Annotated in this window: 17 protein-coding genes; 10 read left to right on the top strand and 7 right to left on the bottom strand. The window is 60.3% G+C overall.

Annotated elements, in window-relative coordinates; genetic code table 11:
* The coding region (locus H0W47_RS15795; protein WP_296926100.1) for a hypothetical protein at positions 1-272 on the top strand (272 nt) is incomplete at its 5' end.
* Here the strand turns inward: H0W47_RS15795 and H0W47_RS15790 are convergent.
* On the bottom strand, positions 265-1,482 hold the full coding sequence (locus tag H0W47_RS15790; RefSeq protein WP_296926098.1) for a GNAT family N-acetyltransferase: 1,218 nt from the start codon (positions 1,480-1,482) through the stop codon (positions 265-267). The genes H0W47_RS15795 and H0W47_RS15790 overlap by 8 nt on opposite strands.
* 17 nt (positions 1,483-1,499) lie before the next feature.
* Here H0W47_RS15790 and H0W47_RS15785 point away from each other — a divergent pair, with 17 nt between their 5' ends.
* Together H0W47_RS15785 and H0W47_RS15780 are read left to right on the top strand one after the other, a co-directional pair.
* Positions 1,500-3,188 carry an NAD+ synthase gene (locus H0W47_RS15785; RefSeq protein ID WP_296926096.1) on the top strand — a complete coding sequence of 563 codons (1,689 nt, stop codon included), beginning with the start codon at positions 1,500-1,502 and terminating at the stop codon, positions 3,186-3,188.
* Between the two features lie 152 nt (positions 3,189-3,340).
* Positions 3,341-3,679: a P-II family nitrogen regulator gene (locus tag H0W47_RS15780; RefSeq protein ID WP_296926094.1), complete on the top strand. Its 339-nt coding sequence runs from the start codon at positions 3,341-3,343 to the stop codon at positions 3,677-3,679.
* Positions 3,680-3,915: 236 nt separating this feature from the next.
* On the opposite strand, the gene H0W47_RS15775 is transcribed toward H0W47_RS15780, so the two are convergent.
* From H0W47_RS15775 to H0W47_RS15750, 6 genes are all read right to left on the bottom strand, one after another.
* Positions 3,916-4,503: a TIGR00730 family Rossman fold protein gene (locus tag H0W47_RS15775; protein WP_296926092.1), complete on the bottom strand. Its 588-nt coding sequence runs from the start codon at positions 4,501-4,503 to the stop codon at positions 3,916-3,918.
* Positions 4,500-4,931, bottom strand: coding sequence for a diacylglycerol kinase (locus H0W47_RS15770; protein ID WP_296926090.1), 432 nt, complete (start codon positions 4,929-4,931; stop codon positions 4,500-4,502). Before H0W47_RS15770 ends, H0W47_RS15775 begins: the two co-directional genes overlap by 4 nt.
* 58 nt (positions 4,932-4,989) lie before the next feature.
* Positions 4,990-5,511, bottom strand: a complete 522-nt coding sequence (locus tag H0W47_RS15765) for an RDD family protein (RefSeq protein WP_296926088.1) — start codon at positions 5,509-5,511, stop codon at positions 4,990-4,992.
* Between the two features lie 87 nt (positions 5,512-5,598).
* Positions 5,599-6,294, bottom strand: a complete 696-nt coding sequence (locus tag H0W47_RS15760; RefSeq protein ID WP_296926086.1) for a DUF3106 domain-containing protein — start codon at positions 6,292-6,294, stop codon at positions 5,599-5,601.
* A 39-nt stretch (positions 6,295-6,333) separates the two neighbouring features.
* Positions 6,334-6,762, bottom strand: coding sequence for a DUF3619 family protein (locus H0W47_RS15755; protein WP_296926084.1), 429 nt, complete (start codon positions 6,760-6,762; stop codon positions 6,334-6,336).
* Positions 6,759-7,325, bottom strand: a complete 567-nt coding sequence (locus H0W47_RS15750) for an RNA polymerase sigma factor (RefSeq protein WP_296926082.1) — start codon at positions 7,323-7,325, stop codon at positions 6,759-6,761. Before H0W47_RS15750 ends, H0W47_RS15755 begins: the two co-directional genes overlap by 4 nt.
* Positions 7,326-7,618: 293 nt before the next feature.
* Between H0W47_RS15750 and H0W47_RS15745 the strand changes: the two genes are divergently transcribed.
* The 7 genes from H0W47_RS15745 (at position 7,619) to pbpG (ending at position 16,851) form a co-directional block, all read left to right on the top strand.
* Positions 7,619-9,397, top strand: coding sequence for an acetolactate synthase 3 catalytic subunit (locus H0W47_RS15745; RefSeq protein ID WP_296926080.1), 1,779 nt, complete (start codon positions 7,619-7,621; stop codon positions 9,395-9,397).
* A 102-nt stretch (positions 9,398-9,499) separates the two neighbouring features.
* On the top strand, positions 9,500-9,991 hold the full coding sequence (gene ilvN / locus H0W47_RS15740; RefSeq protein ID WP_096665291.1) for an acetolactate synthase small subunit: 492 nt from the start codon (positions 9,500-9,502) through the stop codon (positions 9,989-9,991).
* A gap of 134 nt (positions 9,992-10,125) precedes the next feature.
* A complete protein-coding gene (gene ilvC, locus H0W47_RS15735) occupies positions 10,126-11,142 on the top strand; it encodes a ketol-acid reductoisomerase (RefSeq protein ID WP_296926078.1) in 1,017 nt (338 codons plus the stop codon).
* A 174-nt stretch (positions 11,143-11,316) separates the two neighbouring features.
* Positions 11,317-12,129: a CDP-diacylglycerol--serine O-phosphatidyltransferase gene (pssA, locus tag H0W47_RS15730; RefSeq protein ID WP_296926076.1), complete on the top strand. Its 813-nt coding sequence runs from the start codon at positions 11,317-11,319 to the stop codon at positions 12,127-12,129.
* 186 nt (positions 12,130-12,315) lie between these two features.
* Positions 12,316-14,010 carry a 2-isopropylmalate synthase gene (gene leuA / locus H0W47_RS15725; protein WP_296926074.1) on the top strand — a complete coding sequence of 565 codons (1,695 nt, stop codon included), beginning with the start codon at positions 12,316-12,318 and terminating at the stop codon, positions 14,008-14,010.
* A gap of 43 nt (positions 14,011-14,053) precedes the next feature.
* Positions 14,054-15,592, top strand: a complete 1,539-nt coding sequence (locus H0W47_RS15720) for a 2-isopropylmalate synthase (protein ID WP_296926071.1) — start codon at positions 14,054-14,056, stop codon at positions 15,590-15,592.
* A gap of 215 nt (positions 15,593-15,807) precedes the next feature.
* Positions 15,808-16,851, top strand: coding sequence for a D-alanyl-D-alanine endopeptidase (gene pbpG / locus H0W47_RS15715; protein ID WP_296926102.1), 1,044 nt, complete (start codon positions 15,808-15,810; stop codon positions 16,849-16,851).
* Positions 16,852-17,019 lie beyond the last annotated feature (168 nt).

Below are 17,019 nucleotides of genomic sequence, written 5' to 3'. Positions count from 1 at the left end.
CCCTATCGGATATATACCTCCGGCAGAAGCTGAGGCAAACTACTACCGGCAACTCGCCAGTCAAGCCTCCACGGTGGAGGCATGACTTAAACCAAACAGCCTCCATGAAACCCGGGGCGATTCAGAGGACATTCCTGAACGCAATCTTGTTTTGGAACGAAGACAAGGAATTTGCAGATTTGCAACATCCGAAAAAATCCACTTTCAATAAGCCTGCGGGCAGTGTGATGCCGATCGGCGATCCGTCTGCCTGGTATTCGTCGATCATCTGACAGACTTGAAGGGGTTGCGCCGCCCCAGCTCGTCCATGTAGCCAGCGATGCCTTCGCCTTCGCGCTCCAGGAAGCGCTCGACCGCATCGGCAAAGGCCGGGTGCGCCAGCCAGTGGGCGCTGGTGGTCTTGACCGGCAGCAGGGCGCGCGCCATCTTGTGTTCGCCTTGGGCGCCACCTTCGAAGCGCTGGTAGCCGTGGTCTATGCACCACTGCAGCGGCTGGTAGTAACAGGCCTCAAAGTGCAGGCAGTCCACGCGTTCGGTCGCGCCCCAGTAGCGGCCGTAGGCGACTCCTGTTTCGGTTTGAGCATCAGATCGGCCTCCAGCCCCCGTCATGACTGGGCTGATAGCTATCAAACTGGTAGCAACTGGAGCGCCACCACGTTCCCCGACAAACAGCAGCCAGTTCTCTGGCATGGTGCCCTGCATGCGCCGGAAGAAGTCACGGCTCAGATAGGGCGCGTTGCCGTGTTCGTAATAGGTACGCTCGTAACAGCGGTAAAAAAAGTCCCAGTCGGCGGACGTAATGTCGGCACCCAGCGACCAGCGAAAGCGCACGCCAGCGTCAGCCACCTTGCGCCGCTCCTGGCGGATCTTCTTGCGTTTATCCTGGCTCAACGACATCAGGAAGTCGTCGAAGTCGCGGTGACCGCCCGGCCGTCCTGTCCAGTGAAACTGGACGTTGTGCCTGAGCATCAAACCGGCTTCCTCACACGCCGCCACATCCGCATCGCTGGTAAACAGCAGGTGCAGCGAAGACAGGCCTTCGTCGCCGCACCAGGCGACCAGCGCCTTCACCAGCAGTGCGCGCGTGGCCGCATCACGCGCCAGCAGGCGCGGGCCGGGCACGGGTGTGAAGGGCGGCGCCACCAGCGCTTTCGGGTAATAACTCAGGCCGTGCTGGTGGTAGGCGTTGGCCCAGGCGTGGTCAAACACGTATTCGCCATAGGAGTGGTCCTTCAGGTAGAGCGCGCACGCGCCGGCCAGTTCATTGCCCTGCCAGAGGGTGATAAAACGCGGCGTCCAGCCGGTGGTTGGGGTGGCGCTGCCGCTTTCAAACATGGCGCTCAGGTACTCGTGGCGCATGAATGGGTTCAGCCCCCCGTCCATGTCCTGCCGCGCCAGCAGGGCGTTCCACGCCGCGCCATCAACCAGCTCCGGTGCGTCCAGCACACGGATGACATAATCGTTTTCAGTCACAGCACCCATCGTTTTCTTCTTTTTCCATGACTCTCAAGATCTGCGTTGCCCAATTGAACTACTGCGTTGGCGACATGCCGGGCAACGCGCAAAAAATCATTGATGCGGCGCGCTCGGCCTATGCCGACGGCGTGCGCCTGCTGCTGACGCCCGAGATGGCGATTTGCGGTTATGCCGCCGAAGACCTGTTTTTGCGCCGTTCCTTCATCGAAGCCTGTGATGATGCCGTGAATTTCATCGCCCATGAGCTCGCCGGGTTAAAGGGCCTGACAGTGGTGGTGGGCACACCGACGCACGGTGACAGCGGCAAGGCCTTGCGCACCAAAAGCGTCGAGGTGCAGCAGCGCCACAACGCCGCCCGCGTGTTGCGTGAAGGCGCGGTGGTCGCCAGCTATGCCAAGCGCGAGTTGCCCAACTACCAGGTTTTTGATGAGCGTCGATATTTCACGCCCGGCGATGGCGTCTGTGTGTTCGAGGCCGGGGAGGGCGAGGGCGCGGTGCGCATCGGCCTGCTGATCTGCGAGGACGCTTGGTTCGAGGAGCCGGCGCGCCTGGCCAAAGCGATGGGCGCTGAGTTGCTGGCCGTGATCAATGCGTCACCTTTTCACGTTGGCAAAGGCGGTGAACGCGAGCTGATGATGCGTGAGCGTGTGCTGGCCACCGGTTTGCCCATGGTTTATGCCCACCTGGTGGGCGGGCAGGACGAGATTGTTTTTGAAGGCCATTCGTTTGCGCTGCAAAGTGACGGCTCTTTGGCTGGACGGGCCGAAAGTTTCAAGGAAAATCTGTTTGTAGCCCACGTCCGACGGGCGCAAGCAGCTATCAAATTGGTAGCAAATATCGAGCCTGCGCGAAGTGCGGAGGCCGATTTGTGGGACGCACTGGTGCTGGGCGTGCGCGACTACCTCGGTAAAAACGGCTTTCCGGGCGCCATCCTGGGCTTGTCGGGTGGCATCGATTCGGCGCTGGTGCTGGCGATAGCGGTGGATGCGCTGGGTGCCGACAAGGTGCGCACGGTGATGATGCCGTCGCCCTACACGGCCGACATTTCCTGGATCGATGCGCGCGAAATGGCGGCGCGAATGAAGGTGCGTTACGACGAAATTTCCATCATTCCGGAGTTTGAGGCCTTCAAGGCATCGCTGGCCGGCGAGTTCAAGGGCCTGCCGGAAGACACGACCGAGGAAAACATCCAGGCGCGTATCCGCGGTGTGTTCCTGATGGCGCTGTCCAACAAGTTCGGCTCCATCGTGCTGACCACCGGCAACAAGAGCGAGATGGCGACCGGTTACTGCACCCTGTACGGCGACATGGCCGGGGGATTTGCCGTCATCAAGGACTTGCTGAAAACCACGGTGTTCCGCTTGGCCGAGTGGCGCAACAAAAACGACCCCTACGGCACCGGCAGCAACCCCATCCCCGAGCGCATCATCACCCGCCCGCCGAGCGCCGAGCTGCGCCCCGACCAGACCGACCAGGACAGCCTGCCACCCTACGAGGTGCTGGACGAAATTTTGCGGCGCTACATGGAAAACGATGAAAGCATAGACAGCATTCTGGCTGCCGGCTTTGACCGGGCGGTGGTGGAGCGGGTGACGCGGCTGATCAAGATCAACGAGTACAAACGCCGCCAGGCGCCAGTTGGCATCCGGGTTAGCCACCGCAGTTTCGGCAAGGATTGGCGCTATCCTATTACCAGCAAATTTCGCCAGTAAAAAGCAAAAAGCGCGGGATTCCCCTTCCAAACCAGCAGGGGCCGCGGAACCGGCTTTGCCGGGCCGCAGGCGCAGCGCCCCCTCGGGGGGGGCGCGAACCACACGAAGTGGGGAGCGTGGGGGCCTTACATTTAAACGAACGGAGATATTCAGTGAAACAAATTACCGCCGTCCTCAAACCTTTCAAGCTTGAAGAAGTCCGTGAAGCCTTGGCCGAATGCGGCGTGACCGGCCTGACCGTGACCGAAGTCAAGGGATTCGGCCGACAAAAGGGTCATACCGAGCTGTACCGCGGCGCCGAGTACGTGGTCGACTTTTTGCCCAAGGTCAAGGTCGAGGTGGTGGTGAAAACCGAAGACGTGGACCGCTGTGTGGACGCCATCGTGCGCGCCGCCCGCACCGGCAAGATCGGTGACGGCAAGATTTTTATTACCAGCGTCGAGCGCGTCGTCCGCATTCGGACCGGTGAGGAAGACGAATCCGCCGTCTAGTGTGGCCCCCACGGTCGCTCGCTACGAGCCTGCGGCAGCTCTCCGCCCCTTGAACGGGAGTTGAGGCCGCTGCCCTTGCAGGGCGCCACGCCGCCGGAGGCGGCGCATCTGAAGGCTGTCCAAGCCCGCGCAGGCGTGCTCGGAGCCGCAGCCTTCAGCCTGCGGGCCGGCGGAGCCGGACCCGCGGCCCTGGCTGGTAAAGAGATAGCCTCTCCGATGAAGGCCAGAAGCAGTTCCTAAATCTGGTCCAGCCGCTGGCCTTCGGGCGCCATGCCCGCGACCTGCACCAGTTGCTCCAGCAGGGCTTCCGGCTCGCTGCCAACTTGGATCAATTCCATCTGCCAGTCGCTCATGAAGCCGCTTCGGACCGATGAAGCCAGAAAGGCCAGCAGGTCGGTGTAATAGCCGTTCAGGTTGAGCAGGCCCACTGGCTTGGCGTGGTAGCCGAGTTGACGCCAGGTCCAAACTTCAAAAAGTTCTTCCAGCGTGCCTATGCCACCGGGCAGCGACAAAAAGGCATCGGCATGTTCGGCCATGATGCGTTTGCGCTCGTGCATGGTGTCCACAATGTGCAGCTCGGTGCAGTCGGTGTGCGCCCATTCCTTTTCCACCAGCGCTTTCGGGATCACACCGATCACGCGCCCGCCGGCTGCCAGTGTGGCATCGGCGACGATGCCCATCAGGCCGTTGCGGCCACCGCCGTAGACCAGCTGGCCGCCGCGTTCGCCTATCCAACTGCCGACCAGGCGGGCCGTCTCGGCAAAAACCGGCTCCACGCCGGGGCGTGAACCGCAATACACACAGAGTGAAAAAGCCGGCGTCATGCGATAAACCGGTGGAACAGCGCCAGCGCCCAGGTGCCGGCGCACAGCAGCAGGCTCAGCAACACGGCAGCGCTGCCCATGTCTTTGGCGCGTTTGGACAAGTCGTGCCACTCGGGGCCGATGCGGTCAATCGCGGTCTCGATGCCGGTGTTGAGCAGCTCGATGATCATCACCAAGATGACCGATCCGGCCAGCAATACAGTCTCAACCCAACTGCGGCCCAGCCAGAACGCGGTCGGCAGCAGCACCAGCGAGGCAATCGCCTCCTGCCTGAATGCGGTTTCGTGCCAGCCGGCACGCAGGCCGGCGACCGAATAACCCAGCGCGTGCCAGACGCGGTTCAGGCCCTTGCGGTCTTTCTGGGGGTTGACGGGGGTGGTCGGCGTTGGGGCGCCGCCGGGGACGAGGAAAGAAGCGGAATCGGGCATGTCGGGATTGTCGCGCGGCTCTGTGGCAGTTTGATGTGGAGCCTGCATGTCGGTCGTCTCAGGCCGGCTTGCGCGGACTGCGGGAAGGCAGGCTGGTCACCAGCCGGGTGCCGGCCATGGCGTCATGCCAGAACTGCCGCTCCGGGTGAAAGCGCGCCAGGATGGCCCAGATGGGGATCCAGCCCAGGGCGAGTACCGCCGCTTCCCGGGCCGGCAGCCCAAATGCCCAGCTAACCACCAGCGGCGGCATAAACCAGAGCCAGCTCAGTACGTAACGCAGCAGCGCGCGCTTCTGGGTGATCCGGGCGCCGTGTTTGTCCACCACCCGGATGTTCCAGGTTTTCATGGCAAGGGTCTGGCCCTTGGCCCAGAACCACACAAAATAGATGCCGAACACCACGAACAGAAAGGCCTGCTGGGCATGGCGGTTGTCCATGGCGTTGCGCGTCTGGCTCAGCGCGCTGAACAGGTAGCCAGCGATGAACACCACGCCAAACATCAGCAGGCCTTCGTACATCCAGCACGCCATACGCCTGCGCAGCGACGGTGTCACAGCATGGGAGGTGGAGTCAACTATCAATTTTGTAGCAACCAAGTGAGGGTGAGCAAGGGCTGCAGCACGAATTTACCCCAAGACGCGTGCCGCGTGGCACGCCGGTTGAGCCGCTTATTGCGGCTGTGGCGGGGTGGCTGGCGGGCCGGCAGGTGCGGCGACGGGCGCGTCGTTCGACTGCGAAACAGGGATTTTAGGCGCAGCCTTGGACTTGGCCTGATCGGCCGCTGTCGGGATGGAGGCGATTTTTTGTCGAGAAACAGGCTTGGAGGCCGGCGCAGCACCTGTCGGCTTGGCCGGTGCCTTGTCGGCCAGTTTGCGTTTTTCCTCGGTGCTCAGCGACTGGTAGGCCTCCCATTTGGCCTTTTTTTCTTCAGCCGTCAGCTCTTTGGACAACTCTTTGGTTTTTGCAAAATTCAGCCGCGCCTGGATGCGCTGCTGGGGGGTCAGTGCCACCCATTCCTTCATACGGCCCTGCATCTTGACCTGTTCCTCAGCGGGGAGCGACTGGTAGCCGCGGGCCATTTCAAGCCACTTGCGCTTGTGGCTCTCGCTCAGGGAGGGCCAAGCCGATGCCAGTGGCGTCAACACTTCGCGTTGCGAGGGGGTCAATTCCACCCATGCAGGGCCGGAAAATGCCGGCACGACCACGGTTTTGCCTGCTGCGGCTGCCGGGACAGATGTGACGGTCTGGGCCGTAGCCAGTGCAGAACCTGCCATGAGAAGCAACAGCGCCCACTGACCAGCCAAGCGAGCCCTGCCGGGAAGGCAAAACACGGCAATAGCAGGGTGAGGGATAGGCGCAGTCATGGATTCAGGATTTAGGTTCAGTGGCGGCTGGCGCCGGGTTCAAAGCGTGGTTTTGAGGAACTGCACAAAACCCGGGTCGGAAAACGCGGCAGGCGGCAAATCATCGGTCAGCAGGGCTGAGTCCACCTCGGCCAGCTCCCGGACCAGCTTGTCGGTTTGTAGCGAATTGATGGTCATCAGCCCGACCACGAGAGCGATCAGGGGTAACACCGAGCCGATTCGGTTCCACAAGCTGAAGCCCTCGTCCGAACCCCAGGTCAACGTCGAGCCCAAGCTGGTGCCGGCTGTCACGCGCACGGTCTGCACCCTGGCGATGCGGCGCATGGCCACAGCCTGGGCGCGCGCGGCGCGCAGGCGCTCGGAGATCTCATAAGGCAGGTCGGCGGTGCCGGCCGAGAGATAGGAGGCGGTTTTCAGGCCATAACGGTCCTGCAGGACGTCGGTGCGATTTTGTGGTGAGCGGTTCATAGTTTGATTCCCCTGGCGGCCAAAGCTTTACTGAGTGCATGGACGGCTCGCGAACAATGCGTTTTCACACTACCTTCGGAGCAACCCATGGCAGCAGCTGTTTCAGCCACGTCCATTTCCTCCCAATAACGCATCAGAAAGGCTTCCCGTTGACGCCCGGGCAGCTCCTTGATCTCTACTTCGATTTCTCGCAAGATCTGAGCCCGTTCGGTCGCGTCCTGCGCACTCTCTGTGCCTTCTGAGTTGGTGGAGGACTCTAAAGTTTCAAGCAAATCGAAATCTCCGTCATCACCAGCGGATTCGAAGTCACTCATGTTGGAAAACAAGGCACTTCGGGTCTTGCGACGGCGGAACCAGTCCAGCGTGGTGTTCGACAGAATGCGCTGGAACAACATGGGCAGTTCGGCGGCTGGCTTGTCGCCGTAGTGCTGCGCCAGCTTCATCATGCTGTCCTGAACGATGTCGAGCGCGGCTTCGTCGTCCCGAACATGGTAGACGCTGCGCTTGAAAGCGCGTTTTTCAACGCTTTTCAGAAAGTCGGAAAGTTCTTGTTCGGTTGCCAACGGTGGTTTCCGGTTTGTTCCGGTGCTGTTGTTCTGGAGACCTGGTGCCGGTGCACTCCTGCGGCAGGAAAATTATCGCATCTAGCACCGGGTGGACCGCACTTATTGGCGAACAGGTTTGCTGCTGCCGGTGTGGCCTATAATCCGGCCTGCAATTCAAACAGCAAACGGGTCATGATCCGGCGGTTTATGTTTCCGCTCATGGTTTTGTCCTCAAGTCTCGACGCTACTCCACAAGAGTGGGTGAAGAGGCACCCAAGGTATTTCGTTAGAGAAATTCACAAAGGTTCATCATGGAAATCTCAAAGGCCGAATTCGCTTCGGCAGCGGCAGCTTCTGCCCCAACAACTCCGCAAGAACTCCGCGGCGCGGAAATCCTCATCAAGGCCCTGCAGGCCGAAGGCGTCAAGCACGTCTGGGGTTACCCCGGCGGCGCTGTCTTGCACATTTACGACGCTTTTTACAAGCAGGAAACGATTCAGCACGTCCTGGTGCGCCATGAGCAAGCGGCCGTGCATGCCGCCGATGGTTATGCGCGTGCGACTGGTGAGGTTGGCGTAGCGCTGGTCACTTCCGGGCCTGGCGTCACCAATGCGGTCACCGGCATTGCCACGGCCTATATGGACAGCATTCCGATGGTGATCATCACCGGTCAGGTGCCCACGCACGCGATTGGTCTGGATGCCTTCCAGGAGTGCGACACCGTCGGCATCACGCGGCCCATCGTCAAGCACAATTTTCTGGTCAAGGATGTGCGCCACATGGCAGACATTCTGAAAAAAGCCTTCCACATCGCACGCAGCGGTCGGCCCGGCCCGGTGGTGGTGGACATCCCGAAGGACGTCTCCTTCAACAAGACGATGTATGCGGGCTACCCGCAAACCGTCGAAATGCGTTCCTACAACCCGGTGCGCAAGGGGCATGGCGGGCAGATCCGCAAGGCGCTGCAGCTGTTGATGTCTGCCAAACGGCCCTACATCTACACCGGCGGCGGCGTGTTGCTGAGCAATGCTTCGCAGGAATTGCGCACGCTGGTGGACATGCTGGGTTACCCCTGCACCAATACGCTGATGGGTCTGGGTGCCTACCCGGCCAGCGACAAGAAGTTTCTTGGCATGCTGGGCATGCACGGTACCATGGAAGCCAACAACGCGATGCAGAACTGCGACGTGCTGCTGGCGGTTGGTGCGCGGTTTGACGACCGCGTGATCGGCAACCCGAAACACTTCGCGCAGAACGAGCGCAAGATCATCCATATCGACATCGACCCGTCGAGCATCTCCAAGCGCGTCAGGGTCGACATTCCCATCGTCGGCGACGTCAAGGATGTGCTGACCGAATTGATCGCGATGATCAGGGAATCCGGTCTCAAGCCCGACAGCAACGCGCTCGGTGGCTGGTGGGAAACCATTGAAGGCTGGCGCAAGCGCGACTGCATGAAGTACAGCATGGGCAAGGGCGATGTGATCAAGCCGCAGTATGTGGTGGAGACGCTCTGGAACATGACCAAGGACGCCGACACCTACATCACGTCCGACGTCGGCCAGCACCAGATGTGGGCTGCGCAGTACTACAAGTTCGACGAGCCGCGCCGCTGGATCAACTCCGGCGGCTTGGGCACCATGGGTGTGGGCATTCCTTACGCCATGGGCATCAAGCTGGCCAAGCCGGACAGCGAGGTGTATTGCATCACCGGCGAGGGTTCGGTGCAGATGTGCATCCAGGAACTCTCGACCTGCCTGCAGTACAACACGCCGATCAAGATCGTCTCGCTGAACAACCGCTACCTCGGCATGGTGCGTCAATGGCAGGAAATCGACTACGAAGGCCGCTACAGCAGCAGCTATATGGACGCATTGCCCAACTTTGTGAAGCTGGCCGAAGCCTACGGGCATGTCGGCATGCTGATCGAAAAGCCGCAGGACGTGGAGCCCGCTCTGCGCGAGGCGCGCAAGCTCAAGGATCGCACCGTGTTCATGGACTTCCGCACCGACCCCACCGAGAACGTGTTCCCGATGGTCAAGGCCGGCAAGGGCATCACGGAAATGCTGCTCGGGTCTGAGGACCTGTAAGCGGCGCGTACCATTTTTTAACCGTCACCTGACGAATCTATTGTTTGCCGAGCCTGCGCATTACCGTGCGAAGGGGAGGGCAGCGAAAAGAGGAATCTTTCTATGAAACACATCATTGCAGTTCTGCTGGAAAACGAGCCGGGCGCTCTTTCCCGCGTGGTCGGCCTGTTCTCTGCGCGCGGCTACAACATCGAAAGCCTGACCGTCGCGCCCACCGAGGATGCCAGCCTGTCGCGCATGACCATACAGACCACCGGCTCGGACGACGTGATCGAGCAGATCACCAAGCATCTGAACCGCCTGATCGAAGTCGTCAAGGTCGTCGACCTGACTGAAGGCTCCTACACCGAGCGCGAGCTCATGATGGTCAAGGTACGCGCTGTCGGCAAGGAGCGCGAGGAGATGAAGCGCATGGCTGATATATTCCGCGGGCGGATCATCGACGTGACCGAAAAGAGCTACACGATCGAGCTGACCGGTGACCAGTCCAAAAACGACGCTTTCCTGGAGGCGATTGACCGCAGCGCGATTCTTGAAACCGTGCGTACCGGCTCCAGCGGCATCGGCCGCGGCGAGAGGATTCTCAGGGTCTGATTTTCAGTCGTCCGTGCGCGCGTTTTCGACAGGCGGGGCGCGAACGGACAGAAGTGGCGATGTTTTACCGTTCGCCCTCAGCCTGTCGAAGGGCATTTTCGCCAGAGTTATCAACGACATCTACGGAGAGAGAAATGAAAGTTTATTACGACAAGGATTGCGACCTGAGCCTGATCAAGGGCAAGACCGTCGCCATCATCGGTTACGGCAGCCAGGGCCATGCCCACGCACAAAACCTGAACGACAGCGGCGTCAAGGTTGTGGTCGGTCTGCGCAAGGACGGCGCTTCCTGGCCCAAGGTTGAAAAAGCCGGCCTCAAGGTTGCTGAAGTCGCGGATGCCGTCAAGGCGGCCGACGTCGTGATGATCCTCCTGCCCGACGAACAAATTGGCTCGGTCTATGCCAACGACGTGGCTCCCAACATCAAACAGGGCGCCTCGCTCGTGTTTGCCCACGGCTTTAACGTGCACTACGGCGCCGTGATCCCGCGCGCCGACCTCGACGTCTGGATGGTCGCACCGAAGGCCCCGGGCCACACAGTGCGCAATACCTACACCCAAGGCGGCGGCGTGCCGCATCTGGTGGCTGTGCACCAGGACAAGACCGGCAAGGCGCGTGACCTGGCCCTGAGCTATGCAATGGCCAACGGCGGCGGCAAGGCCGGCATCATCGAAACCAACTTCCGCGAAGAAACAGAGACCGACCTGTTCGGCGAGCAGGCCGTTCTGTGCGGCGGCACGGTCGAACTGATCAAGGCCGGATTCGAAACGCTGGTGGAAGCCGGGTACGCGCCTGAAATGGCGTACTTCGAGTGCCTGCATGAGCTCAAGCTCATCGTCGACCTGATCTATGAGGGCGGCATCGCCAACATGAACTACTCGATCTCCAACAATGCTGAATACGGCGAGTACGTGACGGGCCCGAACATCGTGACCTCGGCTACGAAAGAGGCCATGCGCAAGTGCCTGAAGGACATCCAGACCGGCGAATATGCCAAGAGCTTTCTGCTCGAAAACCGAGCCGGTGCGCCCACACTGCTGAGCCGTCGCCGCCTGAACGCCGAGCACCAGATCGAAGTCGTGGGCGAAAAACTCCGCGCCATGATGCCCTGGATCGCCAAGAACAAGCTGGTCGACCAAACCCGCAACTGATGAAACTGCCGGGCCTCACCCGGCCTGGCCAGGCTCAGCTTCAAGCCGCGCAAAACACCTGCGCGGCTTTTTCGTTTTCGCAGGCGACCGTTTGGTATCCTCGGGGCATGAATCTATCCTCCATAGCGTCGCACACTGGGCGGGCGACTTTTTCCGACACCCGGAGCATCTTCCATGCATGACGGCCACGACTCTGACATCGAGGCCGAAGAAGTTGTGCCGCGCAAGCGGCGCAAGGGCATCTACATCCTGCCCAACCTGTTCACGCTCGCGGGTTTGTTCGGTGGGTTTTATGCCATTGTGATGGCCATGAATGGACGTTTCGACCAGGCGGCGATTGGCGTGTTTGCTGCCATGGTGCTGGATAGCCTGGATGGACGCATCGCGCGCATGACCAACACACAGAGTGCTTTTGGCGAGCAGATGGACTCGCTGGCGGACATGGTGTCGTTCGGTGCTGCCCCCGCGCTGGTCGCTTATGTGTGGGCGCTGACCGGTCTGGGGCGGTGGGGCTGGATTGCGGCTTTTGTTTACTGCGCCTGCGCCGCGCTCCGGCTGGCACGCTTTAACGTCAACACGGCGGTCGTTGACAAACGGTTTTTTCAGGGCTTGCCCTCGCCGGCTGCAGCGGCGCTGGTGGCCGGCTTCATATGGCTGATGGACGAGGCGGGCTTTCAAGGGGAGGAGGTGCGCTGGTACATGTTCGCCCTGACGCTTTATGCGGGCCTCACCATGGTGACCAACCTGCCTTTCTACAGTTTCAAGGACCTCAGCATCAAGCGTACTGTTCCGTTCGCGGTGATTGTCCTGATCGCCCTGGGCATTGCGGTGATCAACATTGACCCACCGACCGTGATGTTCAGCCTCTTCGTGATCTACGGCTTGTCCGGTTATGTGTTGTATGGCTGGCGCAAGGCCAGAGGGCAGCCGACCAGCGTGATATCGACGTCCACGGACGAACCTGATGAGCGCGGCCTTCACAAGTAGCTTGTCTTAAATTGTGTGATACATTGCAAGCCATGAACCAGATTTCGCTAGCGCTACTGCTATCTGCCAACGGGCGGAGACGGTAGCGCGCACGCGTACACCCAATTCAACGGCCCGTTTGCACCAGCAACGGGCCGTTTTTCTTTGGGTTGCTGGGTTTGGAATGTCAAAGTGAATGAGATCAAGATGTTGAAAACACCTTCAAGCAAATACAAGTCCTTCCCTCCGGTGCGCCTGGCTAACCGCAGCTGGCCGGATGCGGCCCTGAACCGCGCGCCCATCTGGTGCAGTGTGGATCTGCGTGACGGAAACCAGGCACTGATCGAGCCCATGGACATTCCGCGCAAGCTCCGCATGTTCGAGATGCTGGTGAAGATCGGCTTCAAGGAAATCGAAGTCGGCTTCCCGTCGGCATCGCAGGTCGAATTCGACTTTTTGCGGCGCCTGATTGACGGCAAGCTGATCCCGGACGATGTCACCATCCAGGTGCTGACCCAGGCACGCGAACCGCTGATCCGCCGCACCTTCGAAGCCTTGCGGGGTGCACCGCGAGCGATTGTCCATCTCTACAACGCGACCGCGCCGGTCATGCGACGGGTGGTGCTCGGCATGAACGAAGACGAGATCGTCAAGCTCGCGACCGACAGCGCACGGCTGTTCCGTGAACTCGCTGCGGAGCAGCCCGACACGCAATGGACCTTCCAGTATTCACCCGAAATGTGGTCCGGCACCGAGCTCGAATTTTCAAAATGCGTGGTGGATGCGGTCACTGAAGTCTGGCGGCCCACGCCCGAGCACAAGTGCATCATCAACCTGCCATCGACGGTCGAGCATTCAACGCCCAACATCTTTGCCGACATGATGGAATGGATGCACCGCCACCTGGCGCGCCGTGACGCCATCGTGCTGTCGGTGCATCCGCACAACGACCGCGGCACCGGGACCGCGGCCGGGGAGTTTGCCCTGATGGCTGGCGCGGACCGCATCGAAGGCTGCCTGTTCGGCAACGGTGAACGCACCGGCAATGTCGATCTTGTCAACATCGCGCTCAACCTCTACACGCAGGGTGTCGCGCCCGGACTGGACTTCTCGGAGATCGACGAAATCCGCCGCACCGTCGAGCATTGCAACCAGCTGCCGGTGCATCCGCGCCATCCCTATGCCGGCGACCTTGTCTACACCTCGTTTTCCGGCTCGCACCAGGATGCGATCAAGAAGGCGTTTGCCGCGCGCAAGGAGGGCGACATCTGGGACATGCCTTACCTGCCGATTGACCCCAAGGACCTGGGTCGAAGCTACGAGGCGGTGATCCGCGTCAACAGCCAGTCGGGTAAGGGCGGCATTGCCTATCTGCTTGAAAGCGAGTTTGGACTGGAGTTGCCGCGCCGCTTGCAGATCGAGTTCAGCCAGGTGGTGCAGGGCGTGATGGATGCAACCGGCAAGGAGTTGACAGCCCAGGACCTGTTCGCGCTGTTCGAAAAGGAATACGGCGTGCAGAGCATCCAGGCGCCACAGCATCTGGTGAGCGAGGAGGTTGTCACAGCCGCAGGCACCAAAACTTTCAACATCCGAGCTGATGTTCAGCTCCATGGTGCCAGTCACCATGTGGCCGGCGAAGGCACTGGGCCGATCGACGCTTTTGTCGCCGGACTCAACAGCGCTACCGGCCATGCCGTGCGTGTGCTGGACTACCACGAACATGCCATTGGCTCAGGCGCCGCCGCGCAGGCCGTGGCCTACCTGGAGCTGCGCATCAACGGCAAGACACTGTTTGGTGTCGGCATGGACGGCAATATTGTGTTGGCATCGCTCAAGGCCATCGTCTCAGGCCTGCAGCGCACCAACACCCCGCAGGTCGCCGCCGTTAACATGGCAGATTGATCGACATCCCGACGACACACACCGCACGCAGCAGGAGCCAGCCATGACCGACAAACTGATTATTTTTGATACCACCTTGCGCGACGGCGAGCAGTCGCCCGGCGCATCCATGACGCGCGACGAGAAGTTGCGCATTGCGCGCCAGCTTGAACGACTGAAGGTTGACGTGATCGAGGCCGGGTTTGCAGCCAGTTCCAACGGCGACTTTGAAGCGGTGCAGGCGATTGCAAACGCCATCAAGGACTCGACCATCTGCTCGCTGTCGCGCGCCAATGACCGCGATATCTCGCGTGCAGCCGAAGCGCTCAAGGGCGCCAACAGTGCACGTATCCATACCTTCATCGCAACCAGTGCGTTGCACATGGAGAAAAAGCTCCGCATGAGCCCGGAGCAGGTGCTGGAGCAGGCCAAACTTTCGGTACGGTTTGCGCGCAATTTGGTGGCCGATGTCGAATTCAGCCCGGAAGACGGCTACCGTAGCGATGTGGACTTCTTGTGCCGCGTGCTGGAAGCCGTGATCAATGAGGGCGCAACCACCATCAACGTGCCCGATACCGTGGGCTATGCGGTGCCCGAACTGTACGGCAACTTCATCAAGACGCTGCGTGAACGCGTTCCCAACAGCGACAAGGCTGTCTGGTCAGTGCATTGCCATAACGACCTTGGCATGGCCGTGGCCAACTCGCTGGCCGGGGTCAAAATTGGCGGTGCGCGACAGGTCGAGTGCACTATCAACGGCCTCGGTGAACGCGCCGGCAACTGCTCGCTTGAAGAAATTGTCATGGCCGTGAAAACCCGCCGCGATTATTTCCAGCTCGACATGAACATCGACCCGAAGCACATCGTTGCCGCCAGCCGCATGGTCAGCCAGACCACCGGGTTTGTGGTTCAGCCCAACAAGGCCGTGGTCGGCGCCAACGCGTTTGCGCATGCCTCTGGCATTCACCAGGACGGGATGCTCAAGGCGCGGGAAACCTACGAAATCATGCGTGCTGAAGACGTGGGCTGGAGCTCCAACAAGATGGTGCTGGGCAAGCTCAGCGGCCGCAACGCTTTCAAGCAGCGCCTGCAGGACTTGGGCGTCCAGATGGAAAGTGAAGCCGATACCAATGCCGCTTTTGCGCGTTTCAAGGAATTGGCCGACGGCAAGAGCGAGATCTTCGATGAGGACATCCTGGCGCTGGTCAGCGATGACAGCGTCACCCACGAACAAGAGCAGTATGGTTTCGTCTCGCTGTCCCAGCACAGCGAAACCGGCGAGCGCCCCCGGGCAAGTGTGGTGTTCACTGTGGACGGTAAGGAGGTCCGCGGCGAGTCGGACGGCAACGGCCCGGTCGATGCCTCACTCAAGGCCATCGAGACCCATGTCAAGAGCGGCGCAGAGATGGTGCTGTATTCGGTCAATGCCATCAGCGGTTCGACCGAAAGCCAGGGCGAAGTAACGGTACGGCTGCAGAACAGCGGCCGGGTCGTTAACGGTGTGGGGGCTGATCCAGACATCGTGGTGGCCTCAGCCAAGGCCTATTTAAGCGCCCTCAGCAAATTGCAGAGCAAGTCCGACAGGGTGGCGGCACAAGGGTAAAAAGCGTCTGTGGGCAACAAAAATGTTTGAAATCAATGACTTGGTAATTTTTTGTTGCTTTTTACCGGCTTCAAAGTCGAATCGGCCAGCAAGTTAAACGTTGCGGTTAGAAAAGTTTCGCAAACGATTGATATTGCGTGACTTTTTCTATTTGTATACACTCCAGCATCGGATTAATCGCAACAGGAGGCGAATCAATGGCCAACTCGCTGAACATGATCTTCAAGCGGAGCTTACAACTCGTTGGATTTTTTACTTTCACGGTCGCGATAATTTTGCCGGTGGCCGCGGAAGCAGCGCCAGCCAAGCGGCAGGTCGTCAAAAAATCCCACGCGACCAAGGTGGTATCCAAAAAGGTCGTGTCCAGTCGCACGAGCGTGCGCTTTGTTTCCAAATCATCGCGCATGCCTGTCATCGTCGCAACACCCGCGAGGCCCTCGTTCGGACAGATTGCCGGCCTGCACGGCGCCCAGGATCCGCTGGATCTCAAATCCAGTGTGGCGCTTGTGATCGACCAGGACACGCATGAAGTCCTGTTCAGCAAAAACGACCAGGCCGTCCTGCCCATCGCTTCCCTCACCAAACTGATGACCGGCATGATCATCAGCGGCGCCCGCTTGCCCATGGACGAAACCATCACCATCACGCAGGACGACGTAGACACTGAGAAGGGCAGCCGCTCGCGTCTGAGGGTCGGCGCCAGCCTGACCCGCGGCGAACTGTTGCATCTGGCGCTGATGTCCAGCGAAAACCGCGCGGCCCACGCGCTGGGCCGGACCTACCCGGGCGGCATGCCGGCGTTTGTCAAGCTGATGAATACCAAGGCAAAGATGCTGGGCATGACCGGAACCCGTTACGTCGAGCCCACTGGTCTGTCCAGCCAGAACCAGTCCAACGCGCAGGACCTGGCCACGCTGGTCAACGCGGCCCATGCCGACCCGGTGCTGCGCGAGCTTTCCACTTCCACCGGATACCAGGTTGCGGTAGGCAGCCAGACCCTGCAATACAACAACACCAACCGGCTGGTCAAGAGCCCGGACTGGGACATTGGCCTGCAAAAAACCGGTTACATCTCGGAAGCTGGTCAATGCCTGGTCATGCAGACAAAAGTAGCTGGCCGCAAGCTGATCATGGTGTTTCTGGATTCGGCGGGCAAACTCAGCCGCCTTGGTGATGCCGAACGGGTCCGTCGCTGGGTTGAGTCTCAGCCGGTAATTGTGCCCAGGATCAGCGCGGCAGGCAGGGCTGCCAACGGCTGAAGCGACCTCGGTGGCTTACTGCCGTGCCTTCGGGGCAAGGCTGGTTTGCTATCTTATCGATAGCTGCTTGCCCTTCACCCATATGGGGTGGAGCCCATTTTCATTTTAATTTCCCAGAGCGGTGGCCCAGCGCAGCTGAAATTTCGTGCGCCGTGGCCTCAAGTTTAG

The organism is Polaromonas sp. (assembly GCF_013817205.1).
GTDB lineage: Bacteria > Pseudomonadota > Gammaproteobacteria > Burkholderiales > Burkholderiaceae_C > Polaromonas.
This window is presented reverse-complemented; position numbering and strand designations above follow the sequence as displayed.